General features: G+C 71.6%; 18 protein-coding genes and 1 tRNA gene. 12 read left to right on the forward strand and 7 right to left on the reverse strand.

Features of this window, described 5'->3' with window-relative positions:
* The first annotated feature begins 14 nt into the window (after positions 1–14).
* From L3Q67_RS17805 to L3Q67_RS17820, 4 genes are read left to right on the forward strand one after another with little or no spacing between them, the layout of a single operon-like run.
* The gene (locus tag L3Q67_RS17805) at positions 15–728 is read left to right on the forward strand and encodes a dienelactone hydrolase family protein (RefSeq protein ID WP_499190549.1); all 714 of its coding nucleotides are present in this window, start codon (positions 15–17) and stop codon (positions 726–728) included.
* Positions 728–1,972, forward strand: a complete 1,245-nt coding sequence (locus L3Q67_RS17810; RefSeq protein WP_499190550.1) for a glycosyltransferase — start codon at positions 728–730, stop codon at positions 1,970–1,972. Before L3Q67_RS17805 ends, L3Q67_RS17810 begins: the two co-directional genes overlap by 1 nt.
* 47 nt (positions 1,973–2,019) lie before the next feature.
* Positions 2,020–3,588 carry a sensor histidine kinase gene (locus tag L3Q67_RS17815; protein WP_499190551.1) on the forward strand — a complete coding sequence of 523 codons (1,569 nt, stop codon included), beginning with the start codon at positions 2,020–2,022 and terminating at the stop codon, positions 3,586–3,588.
* Positions 3,585–4,238 (forward strand): transcriptional regulator, encoded by a 654-nt coding sequence (locus L3Q67_RS17820; RefSeq protein ID WP_499190552.1) that lies wholly within the window; start codon positions 3,585–3,587, stop codon positions 4,236–4,238. The genes L3Q67_RS17815 and L3Q67_RS17820 overlap by 4 nt, the downstream gene beginning before the upstream one ends.
* On the opposite strand, the gene L3Q67_RS17825 is transcribed toward L3Q67_RS17820, so the two are convergent.
* Complete coding sequence (locus tag L3Q67_RS17825; protein WP_499190553.1) at positions 4,211–5,335, reverse strand: flavin-dependent monooxygenase; 1,125 nt, start codon at positions 5,333–5,335, stop codon at positions 4,211–4,213. The genes L3Q67_RS17820 and L3Q67_RS17825 overlap by 28 nt on opposite strands.
* Before the next feature lie 57 nt (positions 5,336–5,392).
* Here L3Q67_RS17825 and L3Q67_RS17830 point away from each other — a divergent pair, with 57 nt between their 5' ends.
* On the forward strand, positions 5,393–5,944 hold the full coding sequence (locus L3Q67_RS17830; RefSeq protein ID WP_499190554.1) for a TetR/AcrR family transcriptional regulator: 552 nt from the start codon (positions 5,393–5,395) through the stop codon (positions 5,942–5,944).
* Positions 5,945–6,011: 67 nt separating this feature from the next.
* Here the strand turns inward: L3Q67_RS17830 and L3Q67_RS17835 are convergent, their stop codons facing one another.
* Genes L3Q67_RS17835 through L3Q67_RS17845 form a run of 3 tightly spaced genes read right to left on the reverse strand, consistent with a single transcriptional unit; the run spans position 6,012 to position 8,238 of the window.
* Positions 6,012–6,758, reverse strand: coding sequence for an ABC transporter permease (locus L3Q67_RS17835; RefSeq protein ID WP_499190555.1), 747 nt, complete (start codon positions 6,756–6,758; stop codon positions 6,012–6,014).
* Positions 6,755–7,330, reverse strand: a complete 576-nt coding sequence (locus L3Q67_RS17840; protein WP_499190556.1) for a phosphatase PAP2 family protein — start codon at positions 7,328–7,330, stop codon at positions 6,755–6,757. The genes L3Q67_RS17835 and L3Q67_RS17840 overlap by 4 nt, the downstream gene beginning before the upstream one ends.
* On the reverse strand, positions 7,327–8,238 hold the full coding sequence (locus L3Q67_RS17845; RefSeq protein ID WP_499190557.1) for a P-loop NTPase family protein: 912 nt from the start codon (positions 8,236–8,238) through the stop codon (positions 7,327–7,329). The genes L3Q67_RS17840 and L3Q67_RS17845 overlap by 4 nt, the downstream gene beginning before the upstream one ends.
* A gap of 139 nt (positions 8,239–8,377) precedes the next feature.
* Between L3Q67_RS17845 and L3Q67_RS17850 the strand changes: the two genes are divergently transcribed.
* Positions 8,378–9,181 carry an ion transporter gene (locus L3Q67_RS17850; protein WP_499190558.1) on the forward strand — a complete coding sequence of 268 codons (804 nt, stop codon included), beginning with the start codon at positions 8,378–8,380 and terminating at the stop codon, positions 9,179–9,181.
* On the opposite strand, the gene hrpB is transcribed toward L3Q67_RS17850, so the two are convergent.
* Together hrpB and L3Q67_RS17860 are read right to left on the reverse strand one after the other, a co-directional pair.
* The gene (gene hrpB, locus L3Q67_RS17855; RefSeq protein WP_499190559.1) at positions 9,178–11,541 is read right to left on the reverse strand and encodes an ATP-dependent RNA helicase; all 2,364 of its coding nucleotides are present in this window, start codon (positions 11,539–11,541) and stop codon (positions 9,178–9,180) included. The two genes, L3Q67_RS17850 and hrpB, sit on opposite strands and share 4 nt — an antisense overlap.
* A complete protein-coding gene (locus L3Q67_RS17860) occupies positions 11,538–12,377 on the reverse strand; it encodes a glutamate ABC transporter substrate-binding protein (protein WP_499190560.1) in 840 nt (279 codons plus the stop codon). The genes hrpB and L3Q67_RS17860 overlap by 4 nt, the downstream gene beginning before the upstream one ends.
* Before the next feature lie 85 nt (positions 12,378–12,462).
* On the opposite strand from L3Q67_RS17860, the gene L3Q67_RS17865 reads away from it, so the two are divergent.
* From L3Q67_RS17865 to L3Q67_RS17890, 6 genes are all read left to right on the forward strand, one after another.
* Positions 12,463–13,278, forward strand: a complete 816-nt coding sequence (locus L3Q67_RS17865; RefSeq protein WP_499190561.1) for a DsbA family protein — start codon at positions 12,463–12,465, stop codon at positions 13,276–13,278.
* Between the two features lie 111 nt (positions 13,279–13,389).
* Positions 13,390–13,731 carry a hypothetical protein gene (locus L3Q67_RS17870; RefSeq protein ID WP_209670485.1) on the forward strand — a complete coding sequence of 114 codons (342 nt, stop codon included), beginning with the start codon at positions 13,390–13,392 and terminating at the stop codon, positions 13,729–13,731.
* On the forward strand, positions 13,728–14,837 hold the full coding sequence (locus L3Q67_RS17875) for an NlpC/P60 family protein (RefSeq protein WP_499190562.1): 1,110 nt from the start codon (positions 13,728–13,730) through the stop codon (positions 14,835–14,837). Before L3Q67_RS17870 ends, L3Q67_RS17875 begins: the two co-directional genes overlap by 4 nt.
* A gap of 34 nt (positions 14,838–14,871) precedes the next feature.
* Positions 14,872–15,237 carry a YbaB/EbfC family nucleoid-associated protein gene (locus tag L3Q67_RS17880; RefSeq protein WP_282771360.1) on the forward strand — a complete coding sequence of 122 codons (366 nt, stop codon included), beginning with the start codon at positions 14,872–14,874 and terminating at the stop codon, positions 15,235–15,237.
* An 8-nt stretch (positions 15,238–15,245) separates the two neighbouring features.
* Positions 15,246–15,764 (forward strand): YbaB/EbfC family nucleoid-associated protein, encoded by a 519-nt coding sequence (locus L3Q67_RS17885; RefSeq protein ID WP_499190563.1) that lies wholly within the window; start codon positions 15,246–15,248, stop codon positions 15,762–15,764.
* Between the two features lie 75 nt (positions 15,765–15,839).
* Positions 15,840–15,912: transfer RNA gene (locus L3Q67_RS17890), tRNA-Ala, on the forward strand.
* Between the two features lie 159 nt (positions 15,913–16,071).
* Here the strand turns inward: L3Q67_RS17890 and L3Q67_RS17895 are convergent.
* Complete coding sequence (locus L3Q67_RS17895) at positions 16,072–16,323, reverse strand: hypothetical protein (RefSeq protein WP_499190564.1); 252 nt, start codon at positions 16,321–16,323, stop codon at positions 16,072–16,074.
* Positions 16,324–16,546: the final 223 nt, after the last annotated feature.

Consider the following 16,546-nt stretch of genomic DNA (forward strand, 5'->3'; position numbering starts at 1 on the left):
TTTACCGTCACCCCATGGCACCGGAGATCGAAACTTCGACCATCACCGTCGGCCCGCTGTCCGCCTACCTCGCCCGCCCGGCCGGTGGCAGCCGGCGCGGGATGCTGCTGCTGCCGATGATCACCGGCATCGGGAAGCAGGTCCGGGAGTACGCCCACCAGTTCGCCGAACGCGGGATCACCGCGCTGACCTGGGATCCCTGGCACGGCCCCAGCAGCGACGACACCCCGCCCGACCGGCTCAAGGAGCTGCTGGACCAGCTCGACGACGAGACCTCGCTCGACGAGCAGATCCGCCTGCTCGACCACCTGCTCGGCGAGCTCGGCTGCGCGAAGGCCGGGGTGATCGGCTGGTGCCTCGGCGGCCGGTTCGCGCTGCTCCTCGCCGGTCGGGACCAGCGGCCGGCCAGTGCCATCGCCTACCACCCGACGGTCCCCGGCGAAACCCCGCCGAACCACACCGCGGACGCGATCGAGCACTGCTCGCGGATCACCGCGCCGGTGATGATGCTGTACCCGGGTGCCGATTCGCTCGTCCCGCACGAGCGCTTCGCGCAACTGCAGGCCGTGCTCCAGGCACGCGAGACGGGCGCCAGCATCATCCACGTCTACCCGGGCGCGGAACACGGCTTCAGCAACCGCACCCGGCACGGCAACCCGGTCAACGTCGACGCCTACGCGCTGTCCTGGCCGCAGGTGCTCGACTTCGCCGACGTCACCACCGCCTGATGGACGCGCTGCTGCTGACCTACGGGTCCCAGGGTGACGTGCAGCCGTTCGTGGCGCTGGCCAGGGCACTCCGCGCGGCCGGGCACGGCGTCCGGCTGGCCGGGCCCGCCCGCTCGGCGAACCTGGCCGGAGACCTCGAGTACCGGCCGATCACCGACGCGCTGATCGAAGCGGTCGACACCGACGAGGTCCGCGAGGCCAGGGACAGCGGCCGTGGCGCGGGCGCGGTCGCGCGCTCGCTGGGCGCGGTCAAGGCCGCCGCGCGCGAGGCTTTGGACGACAGTTGGGCGGCAGCGGCGGACGGCGCGGATGTGGTCGTGCACCACCCGATCACCGCCGGGAACCACGTCGCCGAGAAGCTCGGGGTGCCGTCGGTGCTGGTGTCGTTGTTCCCGACCAACGTGCCGACCAGCGAGTTCCCGTGCGCGACCGCGCCGGTGCGCCTGCCCAAGGCGCTCAACCGGCTGACCTACCGTCTCGACGGGCTCGCCGGACTGGCTCTGCGCGGCACGATCGACGACTGGCGCGGCTCGCTCGGCCTGCCGAAGCGCCGAGGTCGCCACGACTTCCTCCACGACCCGGGTGGCGAGCACGTGACCGTGCTGAACGCCTTCAGCAGGCACGTGGTGCCGCCGCCCGCCGACTGGCCCGCTTCGGTGCACACCACCGGCTACTGGTTCCTCCCGGCGGATCCGGCGTGGACCCCGCCCGCCGAGCTGACCGGGTTCCTGGGCGCCGGTGCCCCGCCGGTGTGCGTCACCTTCGGCAGTCTGGTCGGCGCCGACCCGGCGCGGACCGCGCGCACGGTGCTCGCCGCCGTCCGCGCGGCCGGGGTGCGCGCGGTGCTGGTCGCCGGTTGGGGCGGACTCCGGGTCGACCAGGTGCCGGACGAGGTGCTGGTGGTGGACCAGGTGCCCTACGACTGGTTGTTCCCCCGGGTGGCCGCGGTGGTCAGCCACAGCGGCGCGGGCACCAGTTCCGCGGCGGCCGCGGCGGGCCGTCCGCAGGTGGGCATTCCGATGGACGTCGAGCAGCCGATGTGGGCCGCCCGCCTGCACGGCCTCGGGGTCGGCCCGGCGCCGATCCCGTACGGCGAGCTGGGCGAGGACGCGCTCGCGGCGGCGTTGCGTGCGGTGACCACCGAGCCCGCGTACGCCCGGCGGGCGGCTGAACTGGGTGAACTGATCAAGGCCGAGGGCGGCGCGGCCGAGGCGGTCGCGGTGCTCGAACGCCGGATGAGTTGACTTTCGGCAGTGTCGCTGGCCGACCGGCGGCCAGTAGCGTTCGCGGCGTGCACGAGGAGAAACGCGGCAGGTGGGAGCGGCTGCGCGACCTGCTCGTCTGGATTTCGCTGTGTGTGCTGGTGACCTACGAGGGCCGGACCGCGGACATCCCGGTCGAGCTGGTCTGCGGGCTGCTCGCGATCACCGTGGCGATGGCGGCGGTCTGGCGGTTCCCGCTGCTCGCGCTGGCCGTGGCCGGTGCGTCGAGCGTGACCGTGCAGTTCAACTTCGGCGGCCGGGTGCCGTTGTGGCCGATCCTGCTGATGCTGGTGATCGGGTTCTTCGCCGGGCGCCGGGTCACCGAGGTCCGGCCGTCGATGCTGGTCTTCGGCGGCCTCGCGCTGGCCATGCTGCCGGCGTCGGTGCTGATCAGCGACGAGGTGCTGGCCGGATGGGGCGCGACGGTGGCCACCATGGGCTGTGCCGCGGGCTTCACCTGGCAGATGGGCCGGTATTTCCGGCTGCGCGAGGACCTGGTGCGCAACGGCTGGGAGCGGGCCGAGCAACTGGAGACCCAGCAGCGGATCGTCGCCGAAGAAGCCCGGCTGCGCGAGCGCGCGCGGATCGCCGCGGACATGCACGACTCGCTCGGTCACGAGCTGAGCCTGCTCGCGTTGCGGGCCGGTGCCCTGGAAATGGCGCCCGAACTGCCGGAGAAGCGGCGTGCCGAGGTCGGGGAACTGCGTCAGAGCGCGGGGATGGCCACGGAACGGCTGCACGCGATCATCGGCATGCTGCGTGAGGACGCCACCGCGCCGATGGAGCCGGTCGGTGAGGACATCGGGGCTCTGGTGGCGCGGGCCAGGGCGTCCGGGCTGTACATCGACGCCGACCTGGCGGAGGCGCGGGACGTGCCGCCGATGGTCGACCGCGCCGCCTACCGGGTGGTGCAGGAGGCGCTGACCAATGTGGCCAAGCACGCGCCGGGGGCCGCGGCCGAGGTCCGCGTCAGCCACACCGACGGCGAAACCGTGGTGTCCGTGCGCAACGACCCACCACCGGCGGGCCCGTTGCCGGGACGGCCGGGTGGCCGTCGCGGCCTGACCGGCTTGCGGGAGCGGGTGCGGCTGGTCGGCGGCACGCTCGAAGCCGGACCCGGTCCGCGCGGGTTCGAAGTGCGCGCGCGACTGCCGCACGACGCCGCGCCCACGGCGGAGAGCGCGGCGACCGAGGCCGAGCGCTCCGGTGCCGCCCACGCCCTGGATCTGGGGCGCCGCAAGGCGAACCGCACGTTGCTGGTGGGCCTCGGGGTGCCGGTTTCGCTGCTGGCCATGTTCAGCGGGCTGAGCGCGACCTTCTACACCCACGACTGGTTCACCTCGAAGCTCGACGCCACCGCGTTCCTGCGCATGGAACCGGGGCAGGAGCGGGCCGACCTGGCGCCGGTGCTGCCGTCGCGGCAGAAGCAGTACCGCGCGAAGCTGCCGGAGCCGTCGATCCCGGCGGGCGCGGTGTGCGAGTACTACAGCACCGACGAGAACCTGCTGGAGTTCAGCGACCACCTGTACCGGCTGTGTTTCCGCGACGGCAAGCTGGCAGGCAAGGATTTGATCGTGGATGCGGAGGGGCAGAGTTGATCCGGGTACTGGTGGCCGACGACGAACCGATGATCAGGGCCGGGGTGGCCGCGATCCTGGCCTCGGACGAGCGGATCGAGGTGGTGGCCGAAGCGTCCGACGGCCGGGAGGCGGTCGAGCGGGTGCGCGAGGTGCGGCCGGACGTGGCACTGCTGGACATCCGCATGCCGAACCTCGACGGCCTGTCCGCCGCCGAGGAGATCCGCCGGCTCACCCCGGACACCGCGGTGATCATGCTGACCACGTTCTCCGAGGACGAGTACATCGGCCGGGCGCTGGCCGCCGGGGCGGGCGGGTTCCTGCTGAAGTCCGGCGATCCGCGCGAGCTGGTCGCCGGGGTGCGGGCGGTGGCCGACGGCGCCGCGTTCCTGTCGCCGAAGGTGGCCCACCGGGTGATCGCCCAGCTGTCCGGTGAACGCCTCTCGCGCTCGGCCGCCGCGCGCGAGCAGATCGCCACGCTGACCGACCGCGAGCGGGAAGTGCTGGCGCTGGTCGGTTCCGGACTGTCCAATGCGGGCATCGCGAGCCGGCTCTTCGTGGTGGAGGGCACGGTGAAGGCGTACGTGAGCACGATCTTGAGCCGCCTCGGGGCGAAGAACCGGGTGCAGGCGGCGATCGTCGCCTACGAAGCCGGGCTGGTCGGCGACTGAGCCTCGATGCGTGGCGGCGTCCAGTCGGACATCCGGATCGACCCGCGCACGCTCAGCCCGGCCGGGAGCAGCCGGATCAGTGAGTTGCGTGCCTTGACCGCCAGCGGGTTCTCCAGCTGCTGCCCGAGTTTGCCCATCGTCGCGGAGTTGCGGGCGATGCGCTGGCTGCGCGGGCGCCGCTCGCGGTCGTAGTGCGCGAGGACGGATCCCACGTCGTCGTACCGCGCGGCGGCCGCGGCCAGCACCACGGCGTCCTCAATGGACTGACAGCCGCCCTGGCCGAGGAACGGGGGCATCGCGTGGGCGGCGTCGCCGAGCAGCGCCACGTTGCCGCGGACGTACGACGGCAGCGGGGTGGCCAGCCAGTGGATGTCGTGGTGCAGCACGTGCTCGGTGCGGGCCACCAGTTCCGGCACCTTTGACCGCCACCCGTCGAACTTCTCGAGCAGGTACGCCTTCGGATCGTCCACAGTGGTGTGTTCCGGGGCGCTCACCGCGGCGTACCAGTACACGTCCCCGCCGGCGAGCGGGACGACGCCCAGCTCGACACCCGGTCCCATGGTCACGCCGAGCTGGACGTCGTCGGTGCGGGTGGTCACGCCGCGGAAGGCCGTCGTCCCGCTGTAGACCGGGGCGGGATGGCCGGGGTGGACTTCGGCGCGAAGCCTGCTGTTGATGCCGTCCGCGGCCACCACCAGATCCGCGTCCAGCTCGGCGGCCGACTCGACGGTGGTGCCCGGCTCCAGGCAGTCGTCCGGCAACGCGGCGAGCAGCAGGTCGAGCAGGCGGGCGCGGTGGATGCCGACCATCGGGCTGCCGAGGGTGCGCTCGAACACGGCCGCGTCCCAGTGCGTCAGCCAGCGGCCGTGTTCGTCGAGCAGGCCACCCGAGGTCTGCGGAGTCCGTAGCGGCCCGAGTTCGACGCCGAGTTCGGTCAGCGCCCGCAGCGCGTTCGGCCAGAGGCTGATCCCGGCCCCGACCGCGGTGAACTGGGGCGCGCGTTCGAGCACCCGCACCCGCCACCCCGCCTTGCGCAGGCCGATCGCCGCCGCGAGCCCGCCGATCCCACCACCGGCCACCACCGCCGAGCCACGCATGGTCTACTCCTCTACGTCTGTAGTGACATCGACTCTACACCTATAGAGGGAGTGGTGATGGCGGATCGCTTGGCGGTGCTCGGGGACGCGGCGATCGAGGTGCTGGCCGAACACGGCATGCGCGGGCTGACCCACCGCGCGGTGGACACCGCGGCCGCGCTGCCCGCCGGTTCCACCTCGTACTACGCGCGGACCCGCGAAGCGCTGCTGGAACTGGCGCTGACCCGGATGGCCGAACTGGACGAGGGCGAGTTACCGCGGGTCCAGGACACCGCGTCGGTGGCGGAGCTGACCGCGGCCTTCCTGCACGCGTCGATCACCACCGGCCGCACGCGCACGCTCGCGCGGTACGAATTCGCGCTGGAAGCCACGCGGCGGCCGGTGCTGCGGGAGATCTACGACCGGATCGGCGCCACGTACCGGACCCAGCTCAAGGCGAGCATGACGGCCCTCGGCTCGCCGGACCCCGACCGCCACGCGCGCCTGGTGATGGCCTGGTGCGAAGGCGTCATGTTCGACTCGCTCGCCGGCACCGGCGCCGCCACCCCGCCGACCCTCGCCGAACTGAAGCTGTCGACCCACGAAATCCTGCGCCCACTCGTCGGCTGAATGCTATGAGTGGGGCATTACTAGCGTTCATTGCAAGTAATGCCCCACTCATAGCATTGGGACGGGGCTAAGCGTCTCGGTTGCGTAGCAGGGTGTGGCCGAGGTGGAGGGCGGCGGCTGACCAGACCGTGCAGATGAGCAGCCCTGCCCAGGAGGGATAGGGGGCGGGCGTGCCGATGATCGGGCTCGTGCCGCTGGTCATCGCGTTGGTGCCCGCCATGCCGGGGAAGAAGTGCACCACCTCCGGCAGGCCGAGACCGCCGATCAGGATCGGCACCATCAGCAGGAGCAGCGTGACCACTGTGATGGACCCGGCGGTGCTGCGCAGGGCCGTGCCGACGCCCAGGCAGAACAGGCTCAGCAGCGCGAAGTAGCCGCCCGTGGCCAGCGTGGTCTGGAGCGCGCCACCGAACGAGGTCGGCACGCCGGCACCGCTGATCAACGGGATCGCGATCCCCACCCCGATGGCCGCGCACAAGGCCCCCAGCGCGAACGAGACCGGCGCCAGCACGGCTGCCTTGGCCAGCAGCACCCCACCCCGCCGCGGCACCCACTGCAGGGTCGAGCGGATCGCGCCGGTGGCGTACTCGCTGGTGATGACCAGCGTGGCCAGCGTGACCACGGCGAACTGCCCCAGGTAGAAGGTGCCGCCGATGACCGCGTCCTGCGCGGACAACTGCTCCCCGCCGAGGCGGACGGTCAACCCGGCCAGCCCGGCGTACCCGATCATCAACAGCGCGGCGGTGGCCACGCTCCACCAGGTCGAGCGCACCGAGTGGAATTTCGTCCATTCGGCGTGGATGGCGGCGTTCATCGAAGGCTCCTGTTCGACCGGCGGGCGGCGGTGAGGCGCTCGGTGGCGAGCGCGCGGAATGGCACCACGACGGCGAGCGCGACGACCGTGCCCAGCACGATCCCGGCGAGCACGTCGTGCGGGTAGTGGACGCCGACGAAGACCCGGGAGAACCCGGCGAAGGCGCCCAGCAGGAGCGCGAGCGCGGCGGTGGCGGGGTGGCGCCGCCACAACGTCAGCAGGCCGACGGCGATCACGGTGGCGATGACCGTGTGATTGCTGGGGAAGGAGAAGTCACCCACGGGCGGGCAGGTCTCCAGGGAAACCACCGACCCCCGGCACGGCCGGTCCTGGGCGACGAACACCTTCAGCAGTTCGCTGAGCAGGTAGGCGGTCACCGTCGCCACCGCGGTGAGCAACACCGTCACCACCACGTGGGCGTCCGCCCTGGCCCGCCAGAGGAGCAGGGCCGCGAGCCCCAACAACGCGAGAATGGCGCCGTTGGTGCCGAATTCGAACAGCTCCTGGACCAGCCACGGCGTGTCCGCGGCGACGCCGGTGATCAGGTCGTAGAGCGCGTCGCTCCAGCTCATGCGTGCACCCCGAATTCGACCGAACCCGCGGTCAGCTCCATGTAGGCCTGTTCGAGGGAGGCCGTGCGTTCGGCCAGGCCGTGCAGCAGCACCCCGAGTTCGTGCGCCACCTCGCCGATCCGCTGCACCGGGGCGCCGTGCACTACCAGCTCCGCGCCATCGTCCTCAATGGACAATCCATCGGCGCGCAGCCGCCTGGCCAGCAGCTGCCGGTCGGCCTGGCGCGGCACGCGCACCACCACCGCGGTGCGCGAGTTGCCCGCGATGAACTCCGCCACCGGCGCGTTGGCCAGCAGCTTCCCCTTGCCGATCACCACCAGCTCGTGGGCGGTCAGCTGCATTTCGCTCATCAGGTGGCTGGACACGAAGACCGTGCGGCCTTCGTCGGCGAGCGAGCGCATCAGCTGGCGCACCCAGCGCACCCCGTCGGGATCGAGCCCGTTCACCGGCTCGTCGAACATCAGCACGCCGGGATCGCCGAGCAGCGCGCCCGCGATGCCGAGCCGCTGGCCCATGCCGAGCGAGAAGGTGCCCGCGCGCTTGTCCGCCACCTCGTCCAGCCCCACGGTGGCCAGCACTTCGGCCACCCGCCGGTCCGGGATGGCGTTGCTGCGGGCCATCGCCAGCAGGTGCCAGCGTGCCGTCCGGCCTGGGTGCAGCGCCTTGGCGTCGAGCAATGCGCCGACCTCGCGCAGGGGATAGCGCAGTTCGCGGTACGGCTTGCCGTTCACCAGCGCGTGGCCCCCGCTCGGGTGGTCGAGCCCGAGCACCATGCGCATGGTGGTGGATTTCCCGGCGCCGTTCGGGCCGAGGAAGCCGGTCACCCGGCTCGCCGCGACGTCCAGGCTCAGCCCGTCCACAACGGTCTTTTCGCCGTAGCGCTTCGTCAGGCCGCGAAGCGTGATCATGTGCCCTCCAGTTTCCTTGTCCGGCACCGAGCCTGGCCCGGTGACCGGGGCCGGGGCAGTGGGCGCACGGCAGGGATCGACCCCTACTTTCGGCAGGGTTCGTGCGGCGGCGCGGCGGGCGGGCGGGCAGAATGCGGCCATGACAGCGAGCGGCACGACCCGGCGGCGCCGGGTCGCCCCGGTGGACCTGGCCATGCTCGTGCTGGCGATCGTCTCGGTCGGGTTGCTGGTCTACGTGATGTTCTGGCCGCATTCCGCGCGGACCGCGCACACCATCTTCGTCATCGACGCCTGCGTCTGCGGGGTGTTCGCGATCGAGTTCCTCTGGCGCTGGCGCAAGGCGGGCTGGGAACGCTGGTTCCCGCTGCGCAACTGGTACGAGGTGCTGGGCATGATCCCGGTCGCCCACCCGGCCCTGCGCGGGTTCCGGCTGCTGCGGATCATCGTGGTGCTGGTGCGCCTGGCGCGGACCGCCGACCGCGCTTTCGGCGAGAAGTTCACCCAGCGGCTGGTGGAACGGCTGTCCAGGCCGATCGTGCTGGCGATCAAGAAACCGATCACCATCGCCGTGCTGGACGAGGTGGTCAAGGTGCTCGAAACCGGGAACTACCCGCACAACCTGGCCCAGTCGCTCGGGCAGAACCGCGAAATGCTGCGGCAGATCGTCACCGAGAAGATGAAGGCGGACCCGCAGGCCGGGCGCTTCTCGCGGTTGCCGTTCCACGACGAGATCGTGCGCTCGGTGGTGGACACGGTCATGCGGATCACCCTCGAAGTGCTCACCGACCCGCGCATCGACGATTTCTTCGCGCACGTGGTGCGGGAGAACCGGGAGCAGATCCGCAAGGCGGTGCAGATGGGCCTGCACGAAGAAGGTGGCGACGACGAGGAACTCGCGAAGGAACTGCCCGCGCCACCGCACGGGTTGCACGAGCGGCTCTAACGCGGTTTGACCCGCCGGGTGGGTTGCGCGGTCATCGGATCCTCCGGCCACGGGTGCCGCGGATAGCGACCGCGCAGATCGGCACGCACGGCGTGGTAACCGTTGCGCCAGAACGATTCCAGGTCGGCGGTCACCGCGGCGGGACGGCCCGCCGGGGAGAGCAGGTGCAGCACGACCGGCACGCCCGCCAGTTTCGGCGTCTCGCGCCAGCCGAAGGTTTCCTGCAGTTTGACCGCGAGCACCGGTTCGTCGCGGTAGTCGACGCGGATCTTGGAGCCGGACGGCACTTCGAGCCGATCGGGCGCGAGGTCGTCCAGCTTGGCGGCTTCGGGCCACGGCAGCAGCGCGCGCAAGGCCTTTCCGGCGTCGATCTTGGCCAGATCAGCGCGTTTGCGGACTCGCGAAAGGTCCACAGTGGACAGAATTGCCTCGTCGGTGAGGTCGGGCCACGGTTCGCCGATGGCGCGGTGCAGGAAGCCCAGCCGCTGGCGCAACCTGGTGGCGTCCTCGGTCCACTTGAGCAGGCCGAGCCCTTCGCGCCGCAAGCCGTCCCGCACGGCTTCCTCCACCAGTGCCGGATCGGGGTCACGCAGCGGGCGTTCGCTGAGCACGATCGCGCCGAGGCGGCGCACCCGGCGGGCGACCAGATCACCGCCGGACCAGTGCACCTCGTCCGCTTCGGACAACAGGTGCGCACCGGCGGTTTCGGCCAGTTCGGCGTCGGCGCGGGCGGCGAGCCGGATGATCCCGTTCGTGCGCCCGGGATCCCTGGTCGCCTCGCCGATCGCCAGCCACTCGGCGTCGGTGAGCCCGCTGCCGGGGCCGAGTTCGGCCGCCGTGCCACCGGCCATCAGGTAGACCGGCGATCCGCCCGTCCGGCGGCGGGCCAGGCGTTCGGGGTGCGCGAGCGCCACCACCAGCGCGGAATCCGGCTTCTCGGGACCGCCGTCGACCAGCTTCGCGAGCCGTTGCGCCTCGCGGCGCCAGCGCTGGTCACCGGTGTCACGCAGGCGCCGCAGTTCGGCGTCCACGTCGGTCAGCGAGGCGCCGTTGTCCAGCAAGGCGACCACCTCGGCCGCCGAACGCGCCCCGACCCGCCGCGCGCCATCCAGCAGCGCCCTGGCCAGCCGGGGGTGCAGGCCGAGCGCGGCCATCCGGCGCCCGCGTGCGGTGACCTCGCCGCTGTCGTCCGTGGCGCCGAGCGCGCGCAGGACCGCCTGCCCGGCCGCGAGCGCGCCCTCGCCCGGCGGGTCCCACCACGCGAGCCCGCTGCCGTCCGGAGTGGACCAGCAGGCCAGTTCGAGTGCGAGCCGGGCGAGTTCGGCCGTGCGGATCTCGGGCTCGGGGTAGGCGGGCAGCGAGGCCTGCTCGTGCTGGGCCCAGCAGCGGTAGACCCGGCCGGGTGCTTCGCGCCCGGCGCGGCCGGCGCGCTGATCGGCCACCGCGGCGGACACGCGCACGGTCGCCAGACCGGGCAGGCCGCGGCGGTGGTCGACCCGCGGCACCCTGGACAGGCCGGAGTCCACCACGATCCGCACGCCGGGCACGGTCAGGCTCGATTCGGCGACGGCCGTCGCCAGCACCACCCGGCGGTGCTTCCCCGGGCGCAACGCGGCGTCCTGGTGCGCGGCGGAAAGACGCCCGTGCAACGGGAACACGTCGACCCCGGACAGCATGTTCGACACCCGGCCGATCTCGGCGGCGCCCGGCAGGAACGCCAGCACGTCACCCTCCGCTTCGGACAGTGCCTTGCGGATGGTCCGGGCGACGCACGCCTCGATGCGCTCGTTGCGCGCAGGCGGGGCGTAGACGTGCTCGATGGGGAAGGTGCGGGCGTGCGCGGTGAGCACCGGGCCGCCGAGCAGCGCCGCCAGGCGATCGGCGGCGACGGTGGCCGACGTGGCGAGCAGGCGCAGGTCGTCCCGCAGCCCGGCGCGGACGTCCAGGAGCAGCGCGAGCAGCAGGTCGGCGTCGAGGTGGCGTTCGTGGCACTCGTCCAGCAGCACGGTGGACACCCCGGGCAGCTCCGGGTCGTGCTGCAGGCGGCGCACCAGCAAGCCCGACGTGACGACCTCGATCCGGGTGCGCTTCGACACCTTGCGATCCCCGCGCACCGAATACCCGACCGTCTCCCCGACGGGCTCGCCGAGCAGGGACGCCATCCGGGCGGCCGCGGCCCGGGCGGCGAGCCTTCGCGGCTCGGCGACCACGACCCGCCCCTCGGTGCCTTCGGCCAGCGACGGCGGCACCAGCGTGGTCTTGCCCGTGCCGGGCGGCGCGACCAGCACCGCGGCACCGTGCGCGGCCAGCGCCTCGCGGAGGTCACCGAGGATGGCGGCGACCGGGAGTTCCGCGCTCACTGCTCGGTGACCTGGGGTGGCGTGGGCAGGGGATACCCGGACGTGCCGATGGTGGCGTGGAAGGCCCGCGTCCACTCACCGCTGCTGATCATCTTGCGCAGGGCGTCGTTGACCGCCCGCTGCGCCTCGGTGTCGCCCTTGCGCAGGCCGATGCCGTAGTGCTCGGGCGCGAACTGCGTGCCGACCACCCGGAGCAGTTCGGGCTGCTGGGCCGCGTACCCGGCCAGGATCACCCCGTCCGTGGTCACCGCGTCGACCTGACCGGCCAGCAGCGCGCTGACGCACTCCGGGTACCGCGGGTACTCGACCAGCTCGGTCTGCCGCGCGAACCGGTCGCGGACCTGCTCGGCGGAGGTGGTGTTCGTGGTCGAGCAGAGCCGTTTGCCGTTCAGCGACTCCGGCCCGGTGATGTCCGTCGAATGGGTGCGGACCAGCAGGTCCTGCCCGGTTTCGAAGTACGGCCCGGCGAAGGTGACCTGCTGGCGGCGCTTCTCGGTGATCGAATAGGTGGCCACGACCAGGTCGACGGAGTTGGACGCGAGGTCGGCCTCCCTGGACGAGGTCGCCGTCTCGCGCCAGGTGATGTCGCCGGGCGCCACGCCCAGCTCCTTCGCCACGTAGGTGGCCACCTCCACGTCGAACCCGACCAGCCGCCCGTCGAGCGTGCGCTGGGAGATGCCAGGCTGGTCGAAGCGGGTGCCGATGGTCAGGTGGCCGCGGGCGTCGGCGCGCTTGACCAGTGAGTCGGCGTCGGTGGCGGTGGGCGTGCAGGCGACGGTGTTGATCATGGTCAGCCCGAGCGCGGCCAGCGTGGCGAGTACCCGCCTGCCGCGCATCCGCGTCCTCCTGACCTCACGGCTTTCTCAGGTCGTCTGATTAGCCTAAGGCTCGGGGTACGCGGGTCGGAAAGGAACTGAGCAAGTGGGTGGAGCGGAGCGCACCGCGCGCAAGCGGCGGCAGGAGCAGATGCGGCAGCAGTCGGCCAAGCCGGCCGCCAAGCCGGCGGCGCGGGGCGTGGACAAGCGGACCGTCGGCATCATCGTCGCGGTGGTGGTGCTCGCGGCGGCCGTGACCGGCGGCATCGTCTGGTACCAGGCCGACAAGAACAAGACCGAGGGGCAGACGATCGCGGCCGTCGCGCAGGGCGCGCCCGCCTGGCCCGAACAACGCGACGGGCTGGTGGTCGTCTCGGGAAAGCCGGGGGCCCGGGTGACGCTCGACGTCTACGCGGACTTCCTCTGCCCCGCCTGCGGTGAGTTCCACAAGCGGTTCGGCGAGCAGATCGAGGAGCAGGTCGCGGCGGGCACCGTGCTCCTGCGCACGCACATGATCCCAATGCTGAGCGCGCGCAGCGACCCGGAGGGCTACTCGCTCGATTCGGCGAACGCGGGCCTCTGCGCCGCCGACGCCGGCGTGTTCACCCCGTTCCACGACAGCCTGTTCGCCGCGCAGCCCGAGGAGGGCAAGCGCGCCTGGGACAAGGCGCAGCTGACCGCGCTGGGCCGAGGGGTCGGCATCACCGATCCGGCCTTCCCGGCCTGCGTCGAGGGCGGCACCTACAACCAGCAGCTGGACGCCGAGCTGACGCGGGTCACCGAGGACCCCGCGCTGCACCAGGAGTTCCCGGACGGCAACAAGGGCTTCGGCACGCCGACGGTCACCGCGGACGGCAAGCCGGTGAGCACGAGCGACCCGGAATGGCTCACCAAGCTGCTTTCGGGCGCGCCCGCCGCGTGAGGTGATTTCGCCCCAACGAGCAAATCGGGTGGTCTAGGCTGAGCGCGGAGTGCTCGTGGGGAACCGTTCCGTGCTGGGCGGCGTCGCACTCCAGGTACGAGGAGGGCATCCGTGAACGGCACACCACACCAGGGCTTCTACGTCGGCGAAGGCGCCTACGAGGATTACGCCCGCCGGATCGATCCGGCGGGCGAGGACATCCGCGGCGCGGGGGCGAAGCACCTCGACCCGCACGCGGACGTCGACGGCGACGGGTTCTCCGCGCTGGGGCAGGAAACCGGGTTCTCCGGTGCTTACGCGAGCCGGATGCGCGGCGTCCAGGAGCGCGTGGCCCGGCTCGGCGGGCAGTGGCAGCAGATGGGTGACGCGGCACGCCAGACCGCGGTCAACTACCAGGTGGTCGAGGGCGACCAGGGGGACATCATGCGAACGATCGGCAAGGACCTGCCGTGACCTACGAAACCGAGCAGGTGCTGAGAACCGGCCTGGACACCAACGCGCAGTTCGAGCAGAAGATGGTCCGCAACAGCGCGGGCATCAGCGCCGCCCAGGACGGGCAGGTGGCGCTGCGCACTTCGCTGGACGGCGTGCGCGGCAACGTCTCGGCGCAGCGGAACAACCTCGCGGCGAACAGTTCGGGCACGACCACCGACACCGCCACCGAGACCTCGGTGAACCTGGAGAAAGAGGTCGACGACCTGCTCCAGGAGAGCGCCGAGATCGAGAAGGCGGTCGCCGAGGCGGCGGAGATCCTCGACGTCGCCGACATCCAGAACAAGCAGCTGCGCGAAGAGATCATCAAGGTGATCAACGACGCGATGAAGAAGATCGCGATCGAGCGCGCCCGGCCCAACGGCGAGGGCAACGCCGCCGCGGCCGACATCATGAAGAAGATGATCGCCGAGGTCGACCGCCTCAACGGCGAGTCGGCGACGGTGGCGTCCAACGCCGAGGGGCAGCTCACCCAGACCGCGACCAAGCTCGCGCCCGCGCCGGCCCCGTCCTCGTCCGGGGACACCGGCGGCAGCAACGGCGGCACGCAGGTCGGGTCGTCGTTCAACGCCCAGGGCAGCCGCCGCGGCGGCGGTGGCGGGGGAGGCGGTGGCGGCGGCGCGGTCAGCAAGCCGCGCCTGCCGGTGGCGATCCCGCCGCAGCCGGGCACCGGTGTCGCGGTCAACCTGCCCGACGGCAGCACGGTCCAGGCGCCCAACGAGACGGCCGCCAAGGCGGTCCGCGCGGCGCTGTCGAACCTGGGCGTGCCGTACGTGTGGGGCGGCACCTCGCCGGGTGTCGGCCTGGACTGCAGCGGGCTGACCATGACCTCCTACGGCGAGGCCGGGCTGGAGATCCCGCGGATCGCCAAGACGCAGACCGTGGGGGCCGAGGTGCCCTCGATCGACCAGCTGCTGCCGGGCGACCTGGTGGTCTGGAACGGGCACGTGGCGATGGTGATCGGCAACGGGCAGATGATCGAGGCCGGTGACCCGGTGCAGACCGGGCCCATCCGGACGACGAACGCCGGGCAGTCCTTCGTCGGCTTCTACCGGCCGACGGGCTAATCTGCACGTCAGCGAGATTGTGGGGAGGCCGCGAGTGGCGGAGTTCGACATCGGCCGGGAGGCTGACCGGCTGGCGCAGGAAATGGACCGGGCGGGTGAGCGGGCGCGGGCGCAGTTCGAGCGCAGCGGGCCGATCACCGGCCGGGCCCAGACCAGCGACGGCGCGATCGGCGTCGAAGTGCTGCCCGGGGGCAAGCTGAAGAGCGTGAAGCTGACCCCGTACGCGCTGCGCAGCGCGCCCGAGGTGATCGCCAGGCAGATCGTCGAGCTGTCGAACCAGGCCACCCGGCGCGCGGGCGACCGGATGTACCAGACGCTGGCGCCCGCGCTCGGTGACGGCCAGCTGCGGTCGATGGGCTACGAGCCCCTGCCCGACGACGAAGACGGTTACGGAAGGTGAGCGGACCGATGGAGCAGGTGCCCATCACCCAGACCACGCGGCAGCTGATCGAGCAGACCCGGGCCCGTTCCGAGGCGATTTCGCAGGTCGAGAGCATGATGGCCCAGGCGAAGGGCACCGCGCACGACCTGGACAACACCGTCGAGGTGACCGTCGACGCCCATGGGAAGCTGCTGTCCCTGTGGCTCGCCCCGTCCGCGGTGAACTGGGACGCCGACCGGCTCGGCTCGCTGATCGTCGAGGTCGCCGAAGTGGCCCAGCGCGAGGCCGTGCAGGACAGCTACAACAAGGTCGCCCTGCTGCTCGGCGAGGACGTGACCGTGATGATCGAACGGATCTCCGGCCTCCCCGCCCCGGCGCGCGCGGAGAACGACGACAACGGTCTCACCGTCGAAGAATTCCAGCGCCGCCGTGAACAGCGCCTGGCACAGCAGGCCACCAACCAGCCCCCACCGCGCCGCCCCCGCGTCGAAGAGGACGACGACCTGTACTCCTTCGACCCGGCTTCCCTCAGGTCGGACCGATAGGGACCCCCCTTTGAGGCCGCATCCGGTGGTCATGTACCTTATAGACACACGAGATGCGGAGTTCACCTCCGCTCCGGGGCTATGGCGCAGCTGGTAGCGCACCTCACTGGCAGTGAGGGGGTCAGGGGTTCGAGTCCCCTTAGCTCCACCCTGAGAGTCTTACTGAATAAAGGCATGAAGTAGGACCGCGACGCCTGATGGCGAGCATGGCCACCCGTCTTGCGGGTGGCCTTTTTGTTTGGGGGCTCCCGTCGCCACCGTCCTGATCCGGCGCCGGTCGAGAACCCTGCCGCCCGCCCTTGACTGGCTAGCGACGCGAAGCGGTTCGGACAGTGCGGCGACGACGGTGATAAGCGAGGGCCAGGATGATGGTGATCGGCCCCCAGAGAGCGGTCGGAGTGACGCACACCGTCGCCAGCGTCTTCCAGGCTTCGCTGCTGTAGCCGACACCTTCGACCACGCCGGACACGGTGAGTCGACGGTCCCCGCCGAGCGGGATGGAGCTGAACAGCGCGGTGAGGACCAGGCCACCGGCGACGGCGGGGACGACGGCTGCCATCGGCCTGACGGGTTTGCCGCCGACGAACGGGATCCACCGGGGCGCCACCTCATCGCGATCACTTCGGTGAGCACGCTCAGCGTGAGGACGTACGGGATGCTCAGCCAGAGCGGCGGCATCCCGCGGTCGTGGATCTGCCCCATCTCGAAGTGCAGGGCGAAGGGCAGCCGCCACAGGCACAAAGGCAGCAGGAGCCAGGGAAGCGCGTAAGCCAGGCGCATCG

The organism is Saccharothrix sp. AJ9571 (assembly GCF_021725495.1).
In the GTDB taxonomy this organism is placed as follows: Bacteria; Actinomycetota; Actinomycetes; order Mycobacteriales; family Pseudonocardiaceae; genus Amycolatopsis; species Amycolatopsis magusensis.

Bases quoted from the DNA above. Each gene is read 5' to 3' on its own strand.
- L3Q67_RS17805 (WP_499190549.1), top strand. From the start codon at position 15: ATGGCACCGGAGATCGAAACTTCGACCATCACCGTCGGCCCGCTGTCC.
- L3Q67_RS17810 (WP_499190550.1), top strand. From the start codon at position 728: ATGGACGCGCTGCTGCTGACCTACGGGTCCCAGGGTGACGTGCAGCCG.
- L3Q67_RS17825 (WP_499190553.1), bottom strand. From the start codon at position 5,335: ATGCGTGGCTCGGCGGTGGTGGCCGGTGGTGGGATCGGCGGGCTCGCG.
- L3Q67_RS17830 (WP_499190554.1), top strand. From the start codon at position 5,393: ATGGCGGATCGCTTGGCGGTGCTCGGGGACGCGGCGATCGAGGTGCTG.
- L3Q67_RS17835 (WP_499190555.1), bottom strand. From the start codon at position 6,758: ATGAACGCCGCCATCCACGCCGAATGGACGAAATTCCACTCGGTGCGC.
- L3Q67_RS17840 (WP_499190556.1), bottom strand. From the start codon at position 7,330: ATGAGCTGGAGCGACGCGCTCTACGACCTGATCACCGGCGTCGCCGCG.
- L3Q67_RS17845 (WP_499190557.1), bottom strand. From the start codon at position 8,238: ATGATCACGCTTCGCGGCCTGACGAAGCGCTACGGCGAAAAGACCGTT.
- L3Q67_RS17850 (WP_499190558.1), top strand. From the start codon at position 8,378: ATGACAGCGAGCGGCACGACCCGGCGGCGCCGGGTCGCCCCGGTGGAC.
- L3Q67_RS17860 (WP_499190560.1), bottom strand. From the start codon at position 12,377: ATGCGCGGCAGGCGGGTACTCGCCACGCTGGCCGCGCTCGGGCTGACC.
- L3Q67_RS17885 (WP_499190563.1), top strand. From the start codon at position 15,246: ATGGAGCAGGTGCCCATCACCCAGACCACGCGGCAGCTGATCGAGCAG.
- L3Q67_RS17895 (WP_499190564.1), bottom strand. From the start codon at position 16,323: ATGGCAGCCGTCGTCCCCGCCGTCGCCGGTGGCCTGGTCCTCACCGCG.